This is a genomic window from Mucilaginibacter pineti, assembly GCF_900101875.1.
Taxonomy (GTDB): domain Bacteria; phylum Bacteroidota; class Bacteroidia; order Sphingobacteriales; family Sphingobacteriaceae; genus Mucilaginibacter; species Mucilaginibacter pineti.
Genome location: NZ_FNAI01000001.1, coordinates 145,691 through 168,652, shown reverse-complemented (window position 1 = coordinate 168,652; position 22,962 = coordinate 145,691). Strand labels below are relative to the sequence as shown.

Annotated in this window: 17 protein-coding genes; 7 read left to right on the top strand and 10 right to left on the bottom strand. The window is 42.3% G+C overall.

From position 1 onward, the window contains the following. Positions 1–15: 15 nt before the first annotated feature. Entirely contained in the window at positions 16–1,296 is a 1,281-nt protein-coding gene (locus tag BLS59_RS00535) for a thioredoxin family protein (RefSeq protein ID WP_162842535.1), read from the bottom strand. Positions 1,297–1,472: 176 nt separating this feature from the next. Here BLS59_RS00535 and BLS59_RS00530 point away from each other — a divergent pair, with 176 nt between their 5' ends. From BLS59_RS00530 to BLS59_RS00520, 3 genes are all read left to right on the top strand, one after another. Beyond that, positions 1,473–2,087 (top strand): DUF2238 domain-containing protein, encoded by a 615-nt coding sequence (locus BLS59_RS00530; protein ID WP_091142444.1) that lies wholly within the window; start codon positions 1,473–1,475, stop codon positions 2,085–2,087. A gap of 121 nt (positions 2,088–2,208) precedes the next feature. Next, positions 2,209–3,480, top strand: a complete 1,272-nt coding sequence (locus BLS59_RS00525) for an FAD-dependent monooxygenase (RefSeq protein WP_205411156.1) — start codon at positions 2,209–2,211, stop codon at positions 3,478–3,480. Positions 3,481–3,650: 170 nt separating this feature from the next. Next, positions 3,651–4,760, top strand: a complete 1,110-nt coding sequence (locus BLS59_RS00520) for a hypothetical protein (RefSeq protein ID WP_091142441.1) — start codon at positions 3,651–3,653, stop codon at positions 4,758–4,760. Between the two features lie 25 nt (positions 4,761–4,785). Here the strand turns inward: BLS59_RS00520 and BLS59_RS00515 are convergent, their stop codons facing one another. Beyond that, positions 4,786–5,151 (bottom strand): response regulator, encoded by a 366-nt coding sequence (locus BLS59_RS00515; protein WP_091142437.1) that lies wholly within the window; start codon positions 5,149–5,151, stop codon positions 4,786–4,788. Positions 5,152–5,358: 207 nt separating this feature from the next. Here BLS59_RS00515 and glgX point away from each other — a divergent pair, with 207 nt between their 5' ends. Then, complete coding sequence (gene glgX / locus BLS59_RS00510; RefSeq protein ID WP_091142434.1) at positions 5,359–7,506, top strand: glycogen debranching protein GlgX; 2,148 nt, start codon at positions 5,359–5,361, stop codon at positions 7,504–7,506. A gap of 614 nt (positions 7,507–8,120) precedes the next feature. On the opposite strand, the gene BLS59_RS00505 is transcribed toward glgX, so the two are convergent. Then, positions 8,121–8,738, bottom strand: coding sequence for a TetR/AcrR family transcriptional regulator (locus tag BLS59_RS00505; RefSeq protein ID WP_091142431.1), 618 nt, complete (start codon positions 8,736–8,738; stop codon positions 8,121–8,123). Between the two features lie 182 nt (positions 8,739–8,920). Between BLS59_RS00505 and BLS59_RS00500 the strand changes: the two genes are divergently transcribed. Next, positions 8,921–10,045 (top strand): mechanosensitive ion channel family protein, encoded by a 1,125-nt coding sequence (locus tag BLS59_RS00500; RefSeq protein WP_091142429.1) that lies wholly within the window; start codon positions 8,921–8,923, stop codon positions 10,043–10,045. Here BLS59_RS00500 and BLS59_RS00495 read toward each other — a convergent pair. Beyond that, positions 10,033–10,518 carry a DUF4126 family protein gene (locus BLS59_RS00495; protein ID WP_091142426.1) on the bottom strand — a complete coding sequence of 162 codons (486 nt, stop codon included), beginning with the start codon at positions 10,516–10,518 and terminating at the stop codon, positions 10,033–10,035. The genes BLS59_RS00500 and BLS59_RS00495 overlap by 13 nt on opposite strands. A gap of 116 nt (positions 10,519–10,634) precedes the next feature. Here BLS59_RS00495 and BLS59_RS00490 point away from each other — a divergent pair, with 116 nt between their 5' ends. Further along, a complete protein-coding gene (locus BLS59_RS00490) occupies positions 10,635–11,180 on the top strand; it encodes a hypothetical protein (RefSeq protein ID WP_205411155.1) in 546 nt (181 codons plus the stop codon). Between the two features lie 101 nt (positions 11,181–11,281). Beyond that, complete coding sequence (locus tag BLS59_RS00485; RefSeq protein WP_091142423.1) at positions 11,282–11,887, top strand: HD domain-containing protein; 606 nt, start codon at positions 11,282–11,284, stop codon at positions 11,885–11,887. An 81-nt stretch (positions 11,888–11,968) separates the two neighbouring features. On the opposite strand, the gene BLS59_RS00480 is transcribed toward BLS59_RS00485, so the two are convergent. From BLS59_RS00480 to BLS59_RS00455, 6 genes are all read right to left on the bottom strand, one after another. Beyond that, entirely contained in the window at positions 11,969–12,574 is a 606-nt protein-coding gene (locus tag BLS59_RS00480; protein ID WP_091142419.1) for a porin family protein, read from the bottom strand. Positions 12,575–12,773: 199 nt separating this feature from the next. Next, complete coding sequence (locus BLS59_RS00475) at positions 12,774–14,213, bottom strand: TolC family protein (RefSeq protein WP_091142416.1); 1,440 nt, start codon at positions 14,211–14,213, stop codon at positions 12,774–12,776. A 10-nt stretch (positions 14,214–14,223) separates the two neighbouring features. Further along, positions 14,224–14,901 (bottom strand): ABC transporter ATP-binding protein, encoded by a 678-nt coding sequence (locus BLS59_RS00470; protein WP_091142412.1) that lies wholly within the window; start codon positions 14,899–14,901, stop codon positions 14,224–14,226. 386 nt (positions 14,902–15,287) lie between these two features. Continuing rightward, positions 15,288–17,672, bottom strand: coding sequence for an ABC transporter permease (locus BLS59_RS00465; protein WP_091142409.1), 2,385 nt, complete (start codon positions 17,670–17,672; stop codon positions 15,288–15,290). Positions 17,673–17,855: 183 nt separating this feature from the next. After that, a complete protein-coding gene (locus tag BLS59_RS00460) occupies positions 17,856–20,267 on the bottom strand; it encodes an ABC transporter permease (protein ID WP_091142406.1) in 2,412 nt (803 codons plus the stop codon). Positions 20,268–20,425: 158 nt separating this feature from the next. Then, a complete protein-coding gene (locus tag BLS59_RS00455) occupies positions 20,426–22,825 on the bottom strand; it encodes an ABC transporter permease (RefSeq protein ID WP_091142403.1) in 2,400 nt (799 codons plus the stop codon). Positions 22,826–22,962: the final 137 nt, after the last annotated feature.

Genomic DNA, 22,962 nt, shown 5'->3' with positions numbered 1-22,962 from the left:
TAGGTTTAACTTTGTTTACCAGGTTTTTTCTCCTTTTTTCATCAAAGCTAATTGGTTAACCAGGTTTTCATTTTCTGTACCGCTCAGCTTTATCATTTTTTCCACTTCGTTTATTGCCATGTCCTTTTCGCCCGATTTGTATAAGAGGTTTGCATAAGTATTCAAATAAAACAGGTTATTGGCATCATCTGCTAATAGTAACTTCGTCCAATCGGTGGCGGTCTTTAAAAATTGCTTATCGTCACTTGCGCTAAATACCGTCCAGGCAAAGCTGTTGAGTTTGTCTTTATCAAATCCCTTTGGCTTTCCAGTATAGGCGGTTACGGCACTAACAAATGAAGGCCAATCCTCCAGCCATTGGTAATAAACCGGCTTAGCGCCAACAATAATATCATCCGCCTGATCGGCATAGTTTATATCGAGCTTTGATTTTACGGCAGCCCAATCAACATTTTTATTTAACTCCCCCGAGTACATGATCATTCCCCCGCCGTAATTGGTCTTTTTTCCACCATTCCTTAATAACGGCAAAACAACCTCATCAAACGCTATATCATTAACCAGAAGTGCGCTTTTCCCTTGTCCGGCTATGGCATCAACCTTATCAGGATGGCTGCGTAAGGTGTTAAAACCGGGGTCGGTACTGCCTGAGGTAGCAGCAACTATAAATCTAATATTCTGCGCCGTAAGCAGCTCTTTTTGTGTGGGCAGATAGGCGTTTATAGCCGTGATGGCAAAGGCTTCGTTATTTGTTTTTTGTGCAGAGGTGACAGCCCTTAATAAAAACGAGGTATCTCTTTTACCCGCATCAAATTGCTTTTTAAGGGTGATAAACTGGGTAGACGGGTTTAAGGCAAGTTTGGCATTGGCTATAAACATATCACTACTGTTGGTGCCGCCTTTAATAACATGTACAAGACTGCCGTTGGGGGCAAAAAACAAAAAGGTAGGATACAAATCAACCTTATATTGGGTTGCCAACATTTTGGCATCGGCATACCAGCGCTTTACCTGGGCGTTATCATTTTTCGACTGATCGAACTGTACAGGTACATTGATGAAATTTTTATTGAAGAATGCGCCAACTTTCTGTTGCGGAAATATCTCGGCCGCCATTTTACGACAAGGCACGCACCAGGTGGTAAACCCATCTATAAAGATGTATTTGTTTTCCTTTTTGGCCTTTGCCTTAACCTGGGCCCAGGTTAAGGTATTCTCAAACCTGATGCCTTTGTTTTTTTGAGCATAAGCGGCTGCACTTGTAAAGAACAAGATAGCGATTAACAGTTTTTTCATAAACAGGTACAATTGGTAAAGGCAATATAACATGTTTTCCGCATATGATTCTTAAAAATCGCACTAAGCGGATTTGGTTATAATTGGTGAAGATCAATCGTTAAGAATGATCTTCCGGGCATAAAGGGTGTAAATTAACCTGCTGATAATACCGATTTAAATAGGCATATTAGGATGTGAAAAAATACTATATTCTTATATGCCTGTTTTTTGCCGGTCTTATTGCTTCGGCTATATCCCCTCATGATTATTTTACCTGGATACTGGAGGTTTTCCCGGGCATTATTGGCTTTATTGTGCTGATTTTTACGTTTAAAAGCTTCAGGTTTAGTTACCTCACCTATGTATTTATACTGCTGCATTGCTTTGTACTTTTTGTAGGCGGGCATTACACCTACGCACTGGTGCCTTTGTTTGACTGGGTGAAGGAAGTATTTCACCAGGCCCGCAATAATTACGATAAACTGGGCCATTTTGTGCAGGGCTTTGTACCGGCTATGATTGTGCGCGAGTTGTTTATCCGCAAGCAAATAGTTCAGAAAAGATCATGGATGGCGTTTTTAACCGTGTGTGTTTGTATGAGCATCAGCGTTACGTATGAATTTTTGGAGTGGTTTGTTTCTGTAACCTCCGGCTCATCCGGCGATTCGTTCCTGGGTACGCAGGGTGATATATGGGATACGCAATCAGATATGCTGTTTGCCACCATAGGCGCCATTTGTATGGTTATTGTTATGGCTCGATTTCAGGATAAGGCCATCAGCCAAAGTCAACAATCCTTTAGTAACTAAGTTGCAATAACCGCTTCAACCAGTTTCTCCTGTATTCACCGACAAAATAGTGTCACTTACCGAAATCTACTAACGGTGCGTATTGTATGTCGCCACATTTGCATCAGTATTAACATTACCGATGAGCGACAACATGAAAAACCGGAACATTTTAATTTCAGGAGCCAGCATCGCCGGGCCGGCGCTGGCATACTGGCTTAATAAATATGGCTTTAATGTTACCGTTGTTGAAAAAGCGCCTGCACTTCGCAAAGGCGGTTACCGGGTTGACTTGCGCGGAGCCGCCGTTGAAGTTGCCGACCGTATGGGAATCCTAAATGATGTTAAACAAAAAAATACCGCCATGCTTGGCTCATCAATGATAGATGCCAACGGCAAGCGCTACGCCGACCTTAACGACCCCAACATATTTGGCATGCGCCAGCAAAATGATGTAGAGATCATGCGCGGCGAACTATCTGAAATACTTTACAACGCTACCAAAAACGAAACCGAATACCTGTTTGATAACGGTATAACCGGCCTGTCGCAAAGTGAGGAGCAGGTAACCGTTATCTTAAAGAACGGCGAACAACGCGACTTTGACCTGGTGATAGCCGCCGATGGCCTGCGCTCAAACACCCGCAATATGGTATTTGGCAGGGCCGATAAACATATAGCACACCTGGGGTATTACGTATGTATTTTCACCATCCCCAACCATTTTGAGCTTGATCATTGGGAACTGAGCTATCCCGCATTGAACAAAGTGGTAAACGTATACAGCACCGGTAAAAAGCAGGAAGCAAAGGCCTTTTTCTTGTTCGCCTCGCATCTTGTTGATATCGACCACAGGGATACAGATAGCCAAAAGAAACTGGTGATAGATAATTTCAGGGAGGATGGCGGGATTATCTCCAACATATTAGATGCCATTTACACCACTACCGATTTTTATTTTGATAGCGTAAGCCAGGTACAAATGGATACGCTGTTCAACAAACGTGTGGCCTTGCTTGGCGACGCAGGTTATTGCCCGTCGCCCGCATCTGGGCAAGGTAGCAGCCTGGCATTAGTGGGTGCATACGTACTGGCCGGTGAACTGGCCGCTGCCAATGGCGATCACCGCATAGCCTTTAAAAATTACGAAAAGCAGATGGATCATTTCATCAACATGAACCGTAAACTTGGCGTTACCATTTTAAAAGACCTGGTATCTAAATCAAAAATCCACTTGTGGTTTCAAACAACCATGCTGCGCCTGTTACTTAAACTTCCCGGAAAAGAAAAAATATTCCGCAGCTTTTTAAAAGAGATGCAGCAAGCCGTTGACGAAGCCGCCAACGCCATCGAACTAAAGGATTACGAACAGGGTTGTTTAAACGATCAGCATCAATTTCAGCTGCAAAGCTAAAGTCCTATCACCCGGCACACTCCTACTTTACTTATTGATTTTTAGCTCCTTAGGGTTAAATAGCGTAAAAATACGGTTAAACTCACGTATAAACCCTGCGCTTATTTCAAACTATTCCTAATAGTTTTATCCTACCTTATTAAAATACGTACTGCTTATCAAAAAATCCTATGAAAGCATTATTTACTTTTTTTGCCGCGCTATTTTTTATATGCCCTGCAATCGTATGTTTCGCTGTAAACAAACCTCAGCAATCGCCAGAAACCACCGCCGCTGCCGCACACGCAAAGGCAGTTGCACAACCCGCAGCCCCCGCCGTGGTAAAAACATCGTATGTAATTAATGTATCGGCACGCAAGCTGGAGGATAGCCTTACCCGTAAAGTTGCCCGGGCCGGTGATATTATTCTGGTAGAAATAACCAACCCCAAGGATTTTATGAACACCCGGCCTGCCGACCGTAACAGGATTGTGCTGTATGCAGAAGGTGTTGAACTGCGGGGTATAACGTCAGATCTGTTCAACAACATCAGCAAAGAAGATTTTAAAACTACCGATACCGTAATGTGGATTCCGTTTCAACTTAAGCGCGATACCACCACAAAGGCAGCCTGGGACTACCTGTACAAACTAACCGACTCGTGGACAAAAAACTCGCTTACCATACATACCACCGTAGCCTGGGAAGGCATGTTGCCAGTTAAAGTGCTAAAAAAAGACCTTCCTAATACCGAGCTTACCCTCACTTATTTCAACAAAACGGCCTTTATCTGGATGACTGGGATCTACCTCGTTTTGATCATAGCGCTGGGTATTTTAATAGTTAAATCAGACATCTTGAAGGAAGGCAAAGGCGGCGCTTACAGCCTGGCGCAAACCCAACTGGCATTTTGGACAGTTTTGGTAATAGGCGGTTTTATTTATTCGCTGATACTTACCGATATACCTTCAACCCTAAACCCCTCTATTTTAATCCTGCTTGGTATTAGTATGACCACCAACGGTACAGCATCATATATTGACTATTACAAGAAAGTAAAAAAGGGTAAAAACTGGTCGCCCAAAACGGCCGAGAATTTTATTGCCGATATTTTAAGCGATGGACAAAGCATAAATATGCAGCGCTTTCAAATTTTTGCCTGGAATATTGTGCTTGGGGTTTACTTTATCATTTACACCATTAATAACAAAACCATGCCTACCTTCCCTGATGTATTGTTATACCTATCTGGCATCAGCTCGGTTTCATACGTGGCCGGAAAACCCACCGAACCCAAATAAGAAGGCATTTAATTAGTGCCTATTATCAGGCTGCCTTTTTTAAGTAGCGGGAAACCAACTCTATAAGTGTTGTAAGCTCAAAAGGTTTGTTCAGGTAAGCATCGGCACCGCAGGCGGCAGCAATATCGGCAAGGTCAGCATAGCCCGATATCAATATCACGGGGATATGGCTGGTAAGCGGGTGCAGTTTTATGGCTGCGCAAAGCTCACTGCCAAAACCATCGGTTAATTTATTATCAACCAATACCAGGTCTGGCATGTGCAGTATCACACCTTTAATAGAGTTTTTTTGGTACGATGCCACAGTTTGGTAACCCTCTTCATTAAGGATAAGTTGTATTGCCTCAGACAGATCTGCATCGTCTTCAACAACAAATATTTTCTTGCTCATAGGTTAAGTAGTAGATAGTCAAATTTACACACAGCAAAAACAATAATCAATTAATAATTAAGATATTTAAAATTGAAGTAAGCATTATAAGAGGTTTTTACTATATGCTTATATTGCCGCAATTAAAAAGCAGCTATCCAAACAATTTTCGCTTATTTTAATTATTGGACTACAAACATCAAAGAGCATATACCCCTGCACTTACCTATGAAAATAACTACATACCCTGGCAAATCATTTCCGCTTGGCGCTACCTGGGATGGTAACGGCGTTAACTTTACGCTGTACTCCGAGAACGCTACCGGCGTTGACCTTTGCCTTTTTAATACCGCCGAAGATGAAGTTGAATACGAAAAAATATCCATTACCGAATACTCCGAATTGATATGGCATGTTTATATCCCCGGTTTAAAACCCGGGCAGCTTTATGGTTACAGGGTTCATGGCCCTTATGAGCCCGAGAACGGCCACCGTTTTAATCCCAACAAATTACTAATAGATCCTTACGCCAAAGCAATTTCTGGCACCATAAACTGGGACGATTCACTGTTTGGTTATGAAATTGGCAGTGCCGAAGAAGACCTCAGCTTTAGCGAAACAGATAACGCGGCATTTGTGCCAAAATCTGTAGTTGTGGATCATAATTTTGATTGGGAGGGCGATAAAGCCCCCTGCATTGAATATTTTAATTCGGTGATCTACGAGGCGCACGTGAAGGGTTTTACCAAAATGCACCCCGAAATTCCTGAAGAAATAAGGGGAACTTATGCAGGCATTGCCCATCCGGTTACTATAAATTATTTGAAAGACCTGGGTATTACCGCCATTGAGCTGATGCCGGTACACCATTTTTTGAACGACCGGCATTTGGTTGAAGAAGGGCTTACCAACTACTGGGGCTATAATACCATTGGCTTTTTTGCGCCGGATGCGCGCTACTCATCAAGCGGTGTGTTGGGGCAACAGGTTACCGAGTTTAAAAACATGGTGAAGGGGCTGCATAAAGCAGGCATTGAGGTGATACTGGATGTAGTGTATAACCACACCGGCGAAGGTAATCAGATGGGGCCTACCCTTTCGTTTCGCGGGGTTGATAATTCCTGTTATTACCGCCTTACCGACGATAAACGGTACTATATGGATTACACCGGTACCGGCAACACGCTCAATGCCAATTTACCCAATGTGCTGCGCCTTATGATGGATAGCCTGCGCTACTGGATACAGGAAATGCACGTAGATGGTTTCAGGTTTGACCTTGCAGCCACCCTGGCCCGAGAACTGCATGAAGTAAACCGGTTGAGCGCCTTTTTTGATATCATACACCAGGACCCTACCATATCGCAGGTAAAGCTGATTGCCGAGCCCTGGGATGTTGGCGAGGGCGGTTACCAGGTTGGCAAGTTTCCGCCCGGCTGGGCCGAGTGGAACGGCAAATACCGCGATAGCATACGGGATTTTTGGAGTGGTGCCGAAAGTACCCTCGCGGAGTTTGGCGACCGGATAACGGGTAGTTCTGACCTGTATAAGTTATACCGCAGACCTACTGCCAGCATAAACTTTATTACGGCGCATGATGGCTTTACACTCAATGACCTGGTATCATACAACGAAAAACATAACGAGGCCAATGGCGAGGATAATAACGATGGCGAAAGCCATAACCGCTCATGGAACTGCGGAGTTGAAGGCCCAACCGATGATGCTGCTATAAATGAACTGCGCGAAAGGCAAAAGCGCAACTTTTTAACAACGCTGTTCCTATCGCAAGGGGTACCTATGCTTATCGCCGGCGACGAGATGAGTCGTACCCAGCAGGGCAACAACAATACCTATTGCCAGGATAATGAGCTGTCGTGGATCAATTGGGAAACGGTGGATAAGGAACTGACAGCATTTACGAAACAGCTGATAAGTCTGCGTAAAAGCCACGCCTCCTTCTCGCGCAAAAATTGGTTTAAGGGCGAGGCTGATCAAAAAAACGGCGTTGCCGATATAGCCTGGTTTTTGCCCGACGGTGCCGAAATGACCGAAGATCACTGGAACCATGATTTTGCCAAATCAATTGGCGTTTTTTTGAACGGGCTTGGCCTGCACAGCGTAAATGCCGAAGGTAACAAGGTTGTTGACGATAGCTTTTACATTATATTTAATGCCCATGACCAGCCGTTAAACTATCACCTGCCCGCCGTTGAATATGCCGACGATTGGGAACTACTCATAGATACCAGCAAAAACCCCACAGACGAAATCACCGGCACCTTTAACGCCGAAGCCGAAATAGAGGTACAAGGCCGCTCGGTTATTTTACTGCGCCACCAGCTAATACATAACGGAGATACTAAACATCATTGAGCGAGCTGGCGCGGGCAATTACTGGCGCGGGCTGGTAGCTACAAGTGTTCGGAAGAATTGAAACAATTGCAACCTGTGCCCTGAAGGGGCTACCTATTTGTAGCAAATCATGTTAAAAAAAATTTGCGCCGTAGGTGCTACCCCAAATTAACAGGCCATCACATTCAAGGGTAGCCTCGATGAGGCAATAAATCATTACGCTTGAATCGCTACAAATAGATAGCTCCTGACGGAGCAGCTAATCTTCCGAACACTTGTAGCTGGTAGCCCGTGACTGAGCATGGTTCCGGCTTTCAGCCGGCGCATGATTAAGCTGGAAGCTTAATACATATTTTCACACGGGTTACGCTGCGCTAAACCCGCGCGAGTGAGTAAAAAGTTGTAAGCACAAAAAAGCGGGATGAAAATAAATCTTCATCCCGCTAAATCACTCTAAAACAATCACCTCTTATTGAAATAGGAAGTATAAAACATAACAACAGGACAACTTTGCAAGGCCCTATTAATTAATGTTTAAACAAAGGTATCTATAAATTTCAGTACAGATTTACTAACGCCAGCATTGTGACGGGGTATTGACATTGGCAAAAAAGGAACTTAATCGATTGTATTTTTTAATACATTAAGCCTTTAATAAATATGTCTATCAGCAGTAATTTTTTGGCGTGAATCTCGTCCAGATGCTCTTTGCGGGGGAAGCTGGTCTTTTTTTGTGATATGGCCCCTACCCGTATGCCATGCAGGGCATCCAGCAGCAGGTCAACAACTTCTTCGGGGTTTTCTATAGGCTTTATGGTGCCCCTGCCAATTTCGGTGGTAATGGCCCGGCTTAGCAAATTCAATTCGGCAGCGTGTACCATTCCTACAATTTCCCAGATCATATCTGGCAGGTTTTGCTCGTTCAGCCTAAAAAAGTCGAAGAAATTATAGTTGTTCACTATAAAATCATGATGGGTATTTATCTGAAAAACAAAGGCTTGCTTTAAATCGCCAAAGGTATCAATATTATCTTCCAACAGTTTAAGGTAATCATTGGCCAGCTTACGCATTACGGCCATATAAAGCTGGCTTTTATCGGGAAAGTAATAATACAGCAAAGCTTTAGACATAGAAAGGTCGCCGGCAATTTCATTCATTGTGGTTTTTGAATAGCCATAATGTAAAAAACGCTGGTGCGAAGCTTCTAAGATCTTCTCTCTTTTTATATCCTGATGGTCATTACCTGCAGCCATTTTTGCTATATAATTATATAAAATTAGGTAAACAAATAAACAGTCGGCCCTAAATTCCTGACTTTTTTAACAAAACTATCAAAAATTCTACAAATACGTGTATCAACACCTGCTTCGTTGCCCTTTGCTAAAACAATTTTACATTCATAGTATTTATGTAGGTGTTAACAAACATATATACTATGAATATTGAAAACAGGTTGCCTGCCGACTTACTTGAATTTTCACAGCGTATCCCGGCCATTGTATGGAATCTGATAATAGCCCTCGCTGCAATCATGGCGGGGCTTATCATAAAGTTTATTGTAACCAGATTGTTTAAATTTTATGCAAAAAAAGAAACTACCTATTCCATTTTTAAATCAATAATTGTAAACCTGGGTACGGCCATCACCTATTTTATCCCGCTGTTCCTGCTCAACCTGTTTATCCCGCTGATGCGGATGGATAAAATTTACATTACCCCACTTGATAAAGCCATTGAAATTTGCCTTACTATTTCCTTTGCGGGCATCCTGGTGCGTGCCATCCGTGTGCTGGAAGATTATGTTTACCATGCCTATGATCTCAGCAAAGCCGATAACCTTACCGAGCGTAAAGTGCGTACGCAAATCCAGTTTATCCGCAAAATTTTGGTGGTGCTTATTGTATTTGTAACCATAGCCATTGTACTGCTCAGTTTTGAGAGCATGCGTAAAATTGGTACGGGCTTATTAACCGGTGTTGGTATTGGTGGTATTATAGTAGGTTTCGCGGCACAAACCTCATTGGGGAACCTGCTTGCCGGTTTTCAGATAGCGTTTACGCAACCCATCCGTATTGATGATGTGCTGGTGGTGGAGGGCGAATGGGGACGCGTTGAAGAAATTACCCTAACCTATGTGGTGCTTAATATATGGGATAAGCGCAGGCTTATACTCCCTATAAACTATTTCATTACCAAACCTTTCCAAAACTGGACGCGTACCTCATCTGAGATCCTGGGAACTGTATTCCTGTACCTTGATTATTCCGTTCCGCTGGAAGAACTGCGTACGGAGTTTGACAGGTTGATTAACTTAACGCCCCTGTGGGATAAAAAAGTTAAAGTGGTACAGGTAACCGATACCAAGGAAAATAACATTGAGGTGCGTGTGCTCATGAGCGCCCGCAATTCATCTGAAGCCTTTGACCTGCGTTGTTACATCCGCGAGAACCTGGTTACTTACGTTCAGCAAAACTTTCCTGATAGTTTACCGCGTATCCGCAACGATATTGGCAACTTGGAAAAATACCTGCAGCCTAAAGTACAAGGTCAGGATAATTGAATGAGGCTTGTGCCGCAGCCTATTACCAGCGCATCTTCAATGGCACCAATTATAGGGTCGACAATATGACTGGTTTTAACTACGCTTTTGCGTAAAAAATAACTGCCAAATGTTGATGCGAAAGCAGCTGCACCGCCTATCAACGCTCCCATTGGTGCCTTACCGCCCGTTGCCTTATAAATACTTGCCCCGGCAAGCGCGCCAGAAAGTATCCGGGCCGCAAGCGACGATGCTTTGATACGGTTAGGTGTGGATGGTAATTTATCGCCAACAATTTCGCCCAGGGCTAAAACTTTAAAAGCCACCGCCACATTTTTTGATTGCATGAACCGTAATGGCGATTTTGCCAGCCGTTTTGATTGATGGTTACTCAATATATGACAGGCAATTAGCGGTGCCGACGTAGTACGCATACCCGCAAGTGTGCCTAAACCTATAACCTGCCAAAAAGGCTTTGATATTTTCAACTGCATAATATTGTATTAAATAAGTAATAATACAACCATGGCAACTGTATTTATGTTCTGATTAAAAAATATAAATCAATAGGTAAATTTCATTGTTATAAATAGTAACAAACACCAACACTATGAAACTACATGAAAACAATGCCCTGGGCGCACTTGGCGGTGCAATAGGAAAAGGCCTGCTGGCGGGACTGGCTGCCACGGCAGCCATGACGCTATCGCAAATAATAGAAATGAAAATAACCAAACGCGAGCCAAGCGAGGCCACACTGAAAGTAGCGGGCGAAGCTGCGGGATTTAAACCTGCCTCAAAAGAGGAAAAACCCAAACTATCGCAAGAGATTCACTGGGCCTATGGCACAGTTTGGGGAATTTCGCGGGGATTGATATCATTAACGGGATTAAAAGGCTTACCGGCCACCTTACTTCATTTTGGAGCTGTTTGGGGTACCAGCATGGTTATGCTGCCAAAATTTAACGCGGCACCACCTATAACCGAAGAAGAGCCAAAGGCAATAGCTATTGACGGTTTCCACCACGCAGTATATGCTGTAACGGCAGGCCTGGTATTTGATGCCCTGGATGCCGGCGGCAAACACGAGCGTAAACTTGATAAATTGATAAAACAGCTAAAATTGAAAGGCTTGATTAGTCGTATTAAATTTTAAGGCAATTCTTATAAATAAGAAAGCCACCCTGATTTTCAGGATGGCTTTCTTATTTATAAGCGCCGGAGATACGCTATATTTGCATTGCTTAAGCAAGAGATATGAACATTGAGCAACTTCAAAAACAGGTAGATTTCATTCACGAAATCGATAAGTTAAAATACATACAACGTAAAACACGCCTTTTTAACAGCACCCGTACAGAAAATGATGCGGAGCATAGCTGGCACCTCGCCTTAATGGCGGTAGTTCTTTCTGGACACAGCAATCAAGAAATCGATCTATTAAAGGTTATAAAGATGCTGTTGATCCATGATTTGGTGGAGATTGATGCCGGGGACATATTTTTATATGATACCGCTGTAAATCATACCAATACCGAAGCTGAATTGGCGGCAGCCAGGCGAATATTCGGCTTGTTGCCATCAGAACAAGCTGATGAACTGATTTTAATTTGGGAGGAATTTGAAGCAGGTGAAACCGCAGAAGCTAAATTCGCCCGCGCGATGGATCGGTTTGAGCCCTTGCTTCAAAACAGATCAAATAACGGAGGCACCTGGAAAGAATTTAACGTACCCTATGAAAAGGTAGTAGAAAAGAAGAGCATCATTAAGGAAGGATCACAAGTATTGTGGAATTACGCTAAAAAGTTGATTGATAACAGTGTAGAAGAGGGCATTTTGCAAAAAGGAACTGATACAGATTAAAAGAGGTGTATTCTTAGAGATATCTACAAACAAAAAAGCCCCCCTGAAAATCAAGATGGCTTTTTTGTTTATGTAAAGTTTTTACAATGAAAACAATTTGTAGGCAAGGGCAAGACTAAATACACTTACACGGGTATGTGAATTTTCCTGCGGACCGTATCCTATTTTATTAAGACCGCCTTCGTATCTTAAATCAACAGAAAAGCTGCTGATATCAACACCGGCACCTACCTGCAACGCGTAGTTTGCATCTTTGTAGTTTAACCTTGTAGCCTGCGAAGTAGCACCGCTTATACTTTGGTCTTTATTTACAGCAAACGACAAAACCGGACCACCGTAAAATCTTCCGGCCAAGCCTAAAGCACCAACTTTACCGCCAACTAATAAAGGCAGATCAATACTGGTGAATTTTGCTTTGTTTACGCCATCGCCGTTATCCTTAATGTCGATATTTTTACCGGTAACATAAAGCTCTGGCTGAAAGATAAGGCCTAAACCGCCAAACCTTGCCCAGGCACCCGCTAAATAGCCAGCCTTGTTATTATTGTTAAATACGCCGTTTGATGGAAAGGTTGAATAGTTTAAGCCGCCTTTAATACCAAATGCAAAATTTGGTATAACCTGCGCCGATGCTATGCCTATGCTAAACAGGCAAATTGATAATGTTAAAATAATGGTTTTTCTCATTTTAGGTGTGAGTTTAGTAGGTAATTGTGTAGTGGATTTAAAACGCTAAGTAAGCAAATATTTACTTAACATCCTAAATTAGAAATATCCGGCTCATAACCCTGAAGCATTAAGCTAACTGATTATGAGCCAGATATCGACATATAATCTGGAATAAATGTATAAAAATTTTATAAATTATAAATCTTTCCCAAATTTTTTAGAGCACTAACTTGCCCTGGTAGTAATCTAATATTTTGTTAAAGATGTAGCAATCATACCTTGCATTAATCATGTTGATCTTTGCCCTGTCGAGGTTATTTTTAGCCAGTACAAAATCTACAGATGTAAGTACACCAGCGTTAAAACGGATCTCGGCAGTTCTGAATGATTCGGCATAGGCTTTCACCTGGTCGTTAAGTACGGTGTACCTTTCATAAGCCGATGTCATGTTCAGATAGGCCTGTTCAACACTTTGTTTTAAAACAATTTTAGTATTATTTTCTACATACCTGGCTTCCTGCAGGTTAATTTTTGCTAAGGCTACCTTGTTGTGGTTTTGGAAGTAATTTAAGATGGGGATACGCAATGTTAACCCAACCTGCGTGCTATAGTTATTTTTAAACTGATCATAATAGCCAATGCTTTTATTGGCAAAGTTTGCCTGCGTTTCCATAACAGGTTGCTTAACCCCTCCTGGCCCGTTCACAAAACTGCCGGTATTTACCGTAGTTGAATCAACAAAAACAGACTTTTGTGCCGCGCTTGAGTAATTTGTAAATATGCCGCCGTTTAATGATAGCGTAGGCAGCAGATTTCCTTTGGCTACCTTAACACCCTTTTCGGCGCTTTGGCTCCTTAACTCGGCAGCTTTTATATAAGCCAGCTGCTGCAAAGCGGTAGCGTAGATTTGCTCGGAATTGGCATCGGTTTGTTTTGATACATCCTGCACACTCAATGGCTCCAGTTTAATATTTTTGTTGTACGGAATATTAAGTATTTGCATGAGGGTTAACTTTGAAACCTCTAAGGTATTCCTCGTTGTCACCAAATTCAGCTGATTATCGCCATAGGTACCTTTAAGGTCGTAAAGATCTGACGGGAGCTTGTTGGCGCCTTGCTGCTCCAGGATCTGTAACCGCTCTACCTGCTTTTTTGAAACATCCAGCTGGTTGATAACCTGGCCCAGTAACTCGGTATTATCTAAAACCTGCAAATAAGCGGTTATCACGTTAATGGTTACCTGATCCTTAGCCTGCTGAAAATCCATTTTGCCGGCCTGGTATGCCAGCGAAGCCTGTTTTATGTTATTTAAATTGGTTAAACCGCTAAACAGGGTGAGGCTACCATTAAGGCTGTAGTTACCATAAGTAAGCGATTGTGTTACGTAACTATTGGTAAATGGGTTAATGTTACGCCCGTTGTTTATACCGTGGTCTACCTGTCCGTTTATGCTTGGCAGCAGGTATTCTTTGGCTTGTTTGTAGCCAATGTTAAGTCGTGCCATTTCCAACTCGCTCTTTTGTACATCGAGGTTGTTTTTTATGGCAATATCAATGCATTGCCTGATGGTAATTACCGAATCTGTTTGGGCCTGTGCCTGCACGTTTACTGCTGATAGTGCAACCAGGCTTAGAAATATAAATTTAAAGTATCGCATTAGTATATGATCAGAGTTGTTTTGAAGATTCGATTTTGCCATCGAGCAGGTTAATGATGCGCGAACCGTACTCGGCATTTTTTTCGGAGTGGGTTACCTGTATAATGGTTACGCCGTCTTCCTTATTCAGCTTGCGAAACAGTTCCATGATCTCCTCCCCTTGTTTAGAGTTAAGGTTACCTGTAGGCTCATCGGCCAGTAATAGCCTTGGCTTGGCAATCAGCGCGCGGGCAATACCCACCAACTGCTGCTGCCCGCCCGAAAGCTGCGCCGGGAAAAGGTCTTTTTTACCTACAATGCTAAACCTATCCAGCATATCGGCCACCATCGCCTTACGTTCGGAGCTTTTAAAATCCTGGTATATCAGCGGTGTTTCGATGTTTTCATAAACGGTAAGCTCATCAATAAGGTGATAGGCCTGAAAAACAAAGCCAATGTATTGTTTATACAAAGCCGAGCGTTGTTTTTCTTTAAGCTGATGAACGGCATGATCTACAAAGTAATGGTACCCGTCTGATGGTTCATCAAGCATACCTATGATGTTTAGCAATGATGATTTACCAGAACCCGATGGGCCCATTATAGATATAAACTCGCCCTGGTCAACCTCCAGACTAAGATCATTAAGCACAAAATTTTTAAGTCCGCTTACCTGGTAGTATTTCGAAATATGCTGAAGTGATAACATTTGTTAATTGTTGATTAGTTAGTTAATGAATTGATGGTTAATTTTTATTTTAAAAATATCAATTCAATTCGGCGTATCAAGTATCAATAACATACCAAACTTTCAACTCATTAATTATCAATTATTTATATACTTATAGTTATACAAAAACTGTTCGCTTACGTAACAGGATGCGTACGGTTATGATACAGCTTAAGGTGAAAGGGAAAAGGCGAAAGGTTAAAGGTCGTTTGAGGAGAAAGGTAAAAGGCGAAAGGTTAAAGGTAGAAGAAACCTATGCGGTGGAAATTGTAAGCTTAGTTTGATGTCGCCCATACCAATAAAGGTAAAAGATGATATACCCGCATACATCACCTTTCGCCTTTAACCTTTTACCTTTAACCTTATCATTCGCTTTTGAGGCTTTTAACCGGGTTGGCCATGGCTGCCCTTATAGCCTGGAAACTTATGGTGGCAAGGGCAATTACAACTGCCAATAAACCGGCCAGTGCAAAGATCCACCAGCTCATATCTACCCGGTAGGCAAAGCTTTTGAGCCAGTAATAGTGCATAAACAGCCCTGCAACGGGCGATGCTATCAGGAATGATATACCTACCAGCGTCAGGAAATCTTTTGATAGCAGGTTAACAATTCCCGGTACAGTGGCCCCCATCACCTTGCGGATGCCTATTTCACGGGTGCGCTGCAAGGTGCTGTATGACGCCAGGCCTAATAAGCCAAGGCATGATATAAATATAGCCAGTACCGCAAAGTTGAAGAATAATTTGCCAAAGCGTTGTTCTGACCGGTATTGACGATCAAAAAATTCATCTAAAAAATAATAGCTGAAGGGCCTGCCGGGGATAAGCATTTTCCATTTGTTTTGGATGGCCGCTATGGTGGCCGATAAGTTATTGGAAGATATTTTGGCCGAGATTAACCCCAGGTTTTTAAGTTCGATACGCATACTTAAAGGTTTGATGACCTCTTGTAACGAGCGAAAATGAAAATCTTTCATCACCCCAACAATTTTACCTTCGCGCCCCCATTGTTTAAAACGTTTACCTATGGCCTGCTGCGGCGATGTGTACCCAAACATTTTAACAGCAGCTTCATTCAGCAACATGGCTTGTGCGGTATCGGTACCAAACTCGCGTGAAAAAGGCCGGCCGGCAACCATTTTTATCTTAAACTGATTTATATAATCCCAATCAACAAAATATAGGTCGAGGTTGGCAATCTGAAGATCGCCTTTTGTGTTTTCAATTTCGGAATAAGCACCCGGATTACCCCCACCCGGTACGCTGGATGAATTTGCCGTTGACTGAACGCCGGGGATGCTTGCAATAGCTTCCTTAAAGGCATTGGCACCAGGATCGCCATTGGTATCGAGGATAAGCATTTGGTCTTTAGCAAAACCCAAATCGCGGTTTTGCATAAAACTCATTTGCTTGTACACTATAATAGTACCGATGATCAAAAATATAGAAATGGTAAACTGCGATACCACCAGTGTTTTACGCAACAAATTACCCTTGGTACCGCTGGAAAAGCGCCCTTTTAACACGGACACCGGCTTAAATGAAGATAATACCAATGCCGGATAAATACCCGCAACCAAACCAATTAACACCGCAGTACCCAATAGAATAACCACATAATACCAGTTTGAAAATATACCCGGACTAACCGTTTTACCCGCCAGCTGGTTAAACATGGGCAGTAATAGTACAGAGAGGATAACGGTGAGCACAAAGGCAATTAAACAAAGTACAACAGATTCGCCTATGAACTGGCTGGCTAACTGCGATTTTTCGGCACCAACTACCTTGCGAATGCCTACCTCCTTGGCCCGTTCAACAGACCGTGCCGTGGTGAGGTTTACAAAGTTAAAACAGGCTATCAATAGTATAAATACGGCAACTATACCAAAAATGTACACGTTTGTAATACTGCCAGATTCCTGTCCGCCGCGGGTGGAGTGCAGGTAAACTGATTTTAGCGGCTCCAGGAAAAACTTGTATGACATTTTATGGTCGCGCTCTTCCTTGCCGTTCCTTCTTTCCAAAAAGGCCGGAAACTTAGCTTCGAGAGCTTTAGGATTGGTATTGGGTTTTAAGAGCAAATAGCTTGTTGCGCCAAAGTTACCCCATGAATTATCAATCTCCTTATTAAACCTTTGCGTAAGCGAGGTCATGGAAATAAGCATATCTGCCTTTATCTGCGAATTTTCGGGGATATCCTTCATAATACCGGTTATAACCGCCGGTATGGCATCGCCGGTAACAAGCACGGTTTGGCCCATCGGGTTTTTGTTGCCGAAGTATTTTTTAGCGGCCTTTTCGGTAAATACAATGGTGGCGGGTGCGGTAAGTGCAGTTCTTGGATCGCCTTTTAAGAGTTTAAAATCAAACACCTTAAAAAAGGTAGAATCGGCAAAAATGGAGTGTTCTTCCTGAAACTTAACATCACCTTTTCGTACCAGGAAGCTGCCGCCGCTGATGCGCACAAACGATTCAACCTCTGGAAAATCGGCCTTAATATTTGGTGCAAATGGCCAAGCCGTTATACCCGTATTTATAGTTTCGGTAGGTGTTTTAATATCCGTTACCAAGCGGTAGATCCTATCGGCCTTGGTATGAAAATTATCGTAGCTTAACTCAAAGCCAACATACATAAAAATAAAAAAACAGGCCGTTATCCCAATGGAAAGACCTGTTATGTTTATGAATGAAAACACCTTGTGTTTCCAAAGGTTGCGCAAGGCTATCTTAAAATAATTTTTTATCATGATGGTTTAAATTCTAATTCTAATTTTTAAAACTCTAAATCCTAATTATTAAATTCTAAATCCCAATTTCTAAATTCTAAATCCTAATTATTAAACTCTAAATCCAAATTTCTAAACTCTAAAAAATGACCTAATGACCAATGAGTTAATGACGCGCAGCAAATGACTTAATGACCAACAAAATTATTCGCTCCTTAAACTTTTAACCGGATTGGCAATGGCGGCTTTGATGGATTGAAAGCTTAATGTTACCAGCGAAATTACAATGGCTATGCCGCAGGCAATTAAAAATATCCACCAATGAATATCTATTCGGTAAGCAAAGCTCTGCAGCCAGTTAGTCATCAAATACCAGGCAACCGGCGACGATATGACAAAGGAAACAATAACCAGCTTAACAAAATCGGCAGAGATAAGACTGGTAATATCTATAACGCTTGCGCCAAGTACCTTTCTTATACCAATTTCTTTCAGCCTGTTTTGTACCGTTAGGGAAATCAATCCAAATAAGCCTAAACAGCCTATTGCAATGGCAAGCGTAGCAAATGTTCCAAACAGGGTACCCAGCCGTTTATCTGCAGAGTATAGCTTTTGCAGCTTATCATCGGCAAAGGCAAAATCAAACCTGTGGCTGGGGTAAAACTTTTTCCACTGATCTGCTATATAATTAAGCGTGTTTTGGGTATTCCTTGGCGAAATCCGGATAAACATTTGTCCGTACTCCGAAATGGCCGAGCAGGTCATGACCACTGCAGGTATTTTTTGGTGCAGGGTTAGTCCGTTAAAGTTTTCGGCCACGCCAATAATTGTACCTTGTACGGCACCCGTACTTATCACATGCCCTACCGGTTTTTTAATATCGAGCAGTTTAACGGCTTCCTCGTTTAAAATAACAGATTGGGTTGCAAGTTCTTTTTTGAACTGTTCATAAGGCAGGTTTTTCTTATTCAAATTTTCGGCATTAACTGTATCGGTACCAAACGCGGCCGAAAAATTTCTGCCCGCTTTAACATTGATCTGCATTGTTTTTACAAAATCAAAATCGGCATTAATAAACGAAAATTGCAGCTGGCGTTTAGGGTCCTTTTTGTCTTCCATGCTTGATGATCCGCCATAATCCTTCCCTATACTCCAGGAAGCTACTGTTGCAGATTGAATATCCCGATTTTTAGTCAACTCGTACTTAAAGGCTGCAACATGCGAATTTGACATGTAGAAAGGCACGGTTATCAAATTATCCTTATTAAAGCCAAGCCGCGCATTGCTGATAAAGTTAAGCTGCTGATAAACCACTATGGTAGATACCATCAGCACGCCCGAAATAGTGAACTGTAATACCACCAGCGCCTTACGCAAGCTTATATTTATTCCGAACTTAGATAAGCCCCTAAGCACCTTAACTGGCTGCAACGACGATAGAAAGAAAGCCGGGTAAGCCCCCGCAAGCAGGCCTCCAGTAACAAATACCGCAAATACCATTAACGCGCTTTTGGTATCAAACAACGGCATTACGTACTCATAACCGGTTATAACCGCAGAAAATGCCGGCCACATGGTGTAGCTTATAAAAAGCGCAAGTACTGTACTAATAAAGAAAAACAAAAACGACTCGGTAAGAAACTGCATGATAAGCTGTTTCCGCAGGGCGCCAAGTACCTTGCGTAATCCAATTTCTTTGGCGCGCTGTAATGAACGGGCGGTTGTTAGGTTAATGTAATTGATGCAGGCTACAAACAGGATCAATAGCGCCGCCGACATAAAAATGTAAACGTATTTGATATCGCTGTTTATAGAAATTTCATTTTGCGCATGTGATCTTAAATGAATGTCGGTTACCGGCTGTAAGTGAATGGAAACATCCTTGGGGAACTGGTATTTTTTGTAAATGGATGCAAACTGATTTTCCAGCTGTCTTGCATCGGTATGGTTATTTAACAGTATATATTGAGGGAAAGAAGTGTACGCCATCCAGTTTAAACTTTCGGCCATTGATTTATCGCCGCTCCCAGAAACCACTATATCGCCAGTTAGGTGCGAGTTTGCAGGCAAGTTTTTCATAACACCTGTAATATGTAAAACCTTGCCCCCAACGGTGGTAATGTTACTGCCCACGGCTTCCTTCCCGGCAAAAAGTTTTTGGGCGATGCGCTCTGATATCACAATGCTGCCCGGTTCTGTTAATGACGAACCCGGATCGCCTTTGGCAAAGGGAAAATTAAAGATCTTGAAAAAATCAGCCCCGGCTTGTATCGAATTGATGCTGACAATGTCATTGTGGTGCTTAACCTCAACATTGCTGGCAAAAACACCGCTGAAGGTATTCACCGCCGGAAACTCCTTTTGCAAAGCCTGCGCAAGGCCCGATGGCACATCGATAAAAACTTCATCTGTATTGGCGCTTTTAGCTTCGCGCGTAAGGCGGTAAACCTGGGTGTGGTTGCTATAACTTTTATCATACGATAACTCATAGCGCACATACGCCATTATCATAATAACGCTTGCCAAACCCATCGAAAGGCCAATCAAATTCAATACAGAATATGCCTTATCCCTGATAAGGTTACGAAACGCTATTTTGATATAGTTTTTTAACATGGTTATTCAAATTCTAAACAGATAAATTCTAAACTCTAAAAAAGAGAAATTCTAAACCCTAAACAGATAAACTCTAAATCCTAATTTTTAAATCCTAAAAAGGAATATTCTAAACTCTAAAAAATGACCTAATGACCAATGACTTAATGAACCAATAACTATTCGCTTCTTAGGCTTTTAACCGGATTGGAAATAGCTGCCTTAACTGATTGGAAACTTACTGTTGCAAAGGCAATAATAACCGATACACCGCCGGCTATGGCAAATACCCACCAATCTACATTTACACGATAGGCGAAATCCCGCAGCCATGCATTAACGCCATAGAGGGCTATTGGCCAGGCCAGAAGGTTTGCTATGAGCACCAGCTTTATAAAATGACTGGAAAGTAACACCACAATATTTTGAACAGTAGCCCCCAATACCTTCCTTACCCCTATTTCCTTGATTCGTTTTTCTGCTGAATAAGATGCCAGGCCAAATAAACCAAGACACGAAATAACGATGATCAATACCGCTAAAATACTTACCACACTGCTTACCTGGTTATCTACACGGTAAACTTCTGTAAAATGATCATCAAGGAATTGGTATTCAAACGGGATATCCGGTACGGTGCTTGTCCACGTTTTTTTAATAAAGTCGAGTGTTTCGGTGGTGTGCGCGCCGTTTATTTTGACAGACATAGTACCCAAGCCCCAATCGGGCTGATTGAACATGAACATCGTTTCTATTTTATAATGCAGTGAGTTAAAGTTAAAATCCTTAGCTATGCCGGTAATAACCCCCAACGAATCGAAACCAAAATGCTGACCTATAAGCGCGCTCATTGGTGTATTTTTATGATCTTTAAGCAGTTCGGCAGCCAGTTTCTCATTAATGATATACTCGCGTCCACGGGTTGATTTTTCTTTGGAGAAGTTTTTACCCTCAACAAGTTTTATCTTATAAAAATTAAGGTAATCCGGATCTACAATAAGCCGGGTTGAGGTAAGCTGCCGTAAAGGCGAATCTTTCAACCTGAACTCCACACCAGATTGATCCAAATGGCTGCCCAGCTGATCCTGTGAACCGGTAACACCCTGAACCAGGTTACTGCTCAAAAGCTCCTGTTTAATTAGCTCGTACTTTGCGGGGTTAACCATATTAAGCGGAATTGTAACCACCTGCTCTCGACTAAAGCCGGGATCTTTATGCTGCATAAACCGCAATTGCTTTATAACAAATATGGTGGCAATCATTAACACAATAGCGCTGGTAAACTGCGCCACCACCAAAATATTACGCAGCGATCCTTTGTTACGGCCAGTTTCAACAGAGCCTTTCAACACTTTAACCGGCTGAAAAGAGGAAAGGAACACTGCCGGATAAATCCCCGATAGCAAGCCAATACATACCGTTGCTACAAATATTACTACAACAGGCCACCAGGTAGCCGTTAATGGCAAACTAATATCGCGCTGGCTGAGGTTGTTGATATAGGGTATGGCTATCAATACAAATATCCAGGCAAAAACCATGGCTATAAGCGAGAGCATTACGGTTTCGCCTAAAAACTGGCAGGCCAGCTGAAAGCGGTGCGCCCCGATGGATTTGCGTACCCCAACCTCCTTAGCCCGCTCGGCAGACCGTGCGGTGGACAGGTTGATGAAGTTAACACAGGCTATCACCAATACGATGAGGGCTATAATAGCAAAAAGGTTAGTGAGCTTTTTATCAAACTTTTGGTAGTTTAAATCATCAAGCCCAACATCGGCAGCATTGCTATGCACATCTTTAAGCGACAGCAGGAACAGTTCATAAAACTTCCAGTTATCCTTGTTCATGTATTTTTTTTGATAGGCCGGAAATTTCTGTTCGAGTTTATGGATGTCTGTACCCGGTGCAAGTTCCAGGAATGTGTTTAGCCAGTTGCCGCCCCATGCATTTTGCATCCAGGGTTTAAAAATGGTATTGAATGAAAACAGTCCATCGAATTGCAATTGCGAATTTTTAGGAATGTTGGCCAAAATCCCGGTAACGGTATAACTTGTGGTATCATTGCCATAATGGGTAATGGTTTTACCCATGGGGTCTTCCTTGCCAAATATTGTTTCGGCGGTTTTTTGGGTTAATAGTACACTATGGGGTTTTAGCAATGCTGTTTCCCTTTCGCCATGTATCAGCTTAAAATCAAACATGCCCATGAATGTCGAATCGACAAAGAACACCTGGGGCATAAATACCTTTTTTTGCCCATACGTAAGCTGAAATTTGTTTTGCCTGTTAATCCGGGTAAAGTTTTTTATTTCGGGAAACTCATTTTTAAGTGTTGGCCCCATCGGAAACATGGATAAAGCCACCTTTTGCGAAGCAACCATCCCCGGAAATTTCTGCACTTCGTTAAGCCTGTAAAGATTTTTGGTGTGCATATCATCGAAGCTCTTTTCGTACGCAACAAAAAGCATAATGATCATGCAGGCCGCCATTCCCACAGAAAGACCAACAATGTTGATAGCAGAAAAAATCTTACTCTTCCAGATGTTTCTCCAGGCAATTTTAATGTAGTTCTTCAGCATAGTGGGTAAATTCTAAATCCTAATTTCTAAATTATAAACAGGTAAATTCTAAATCCTAATTTTTAAAAACGCTAAAAGGGCAAATTCTAAACTCTAAAAAAATGACCTAATGACCAATGACTTAATGCCCAATGACC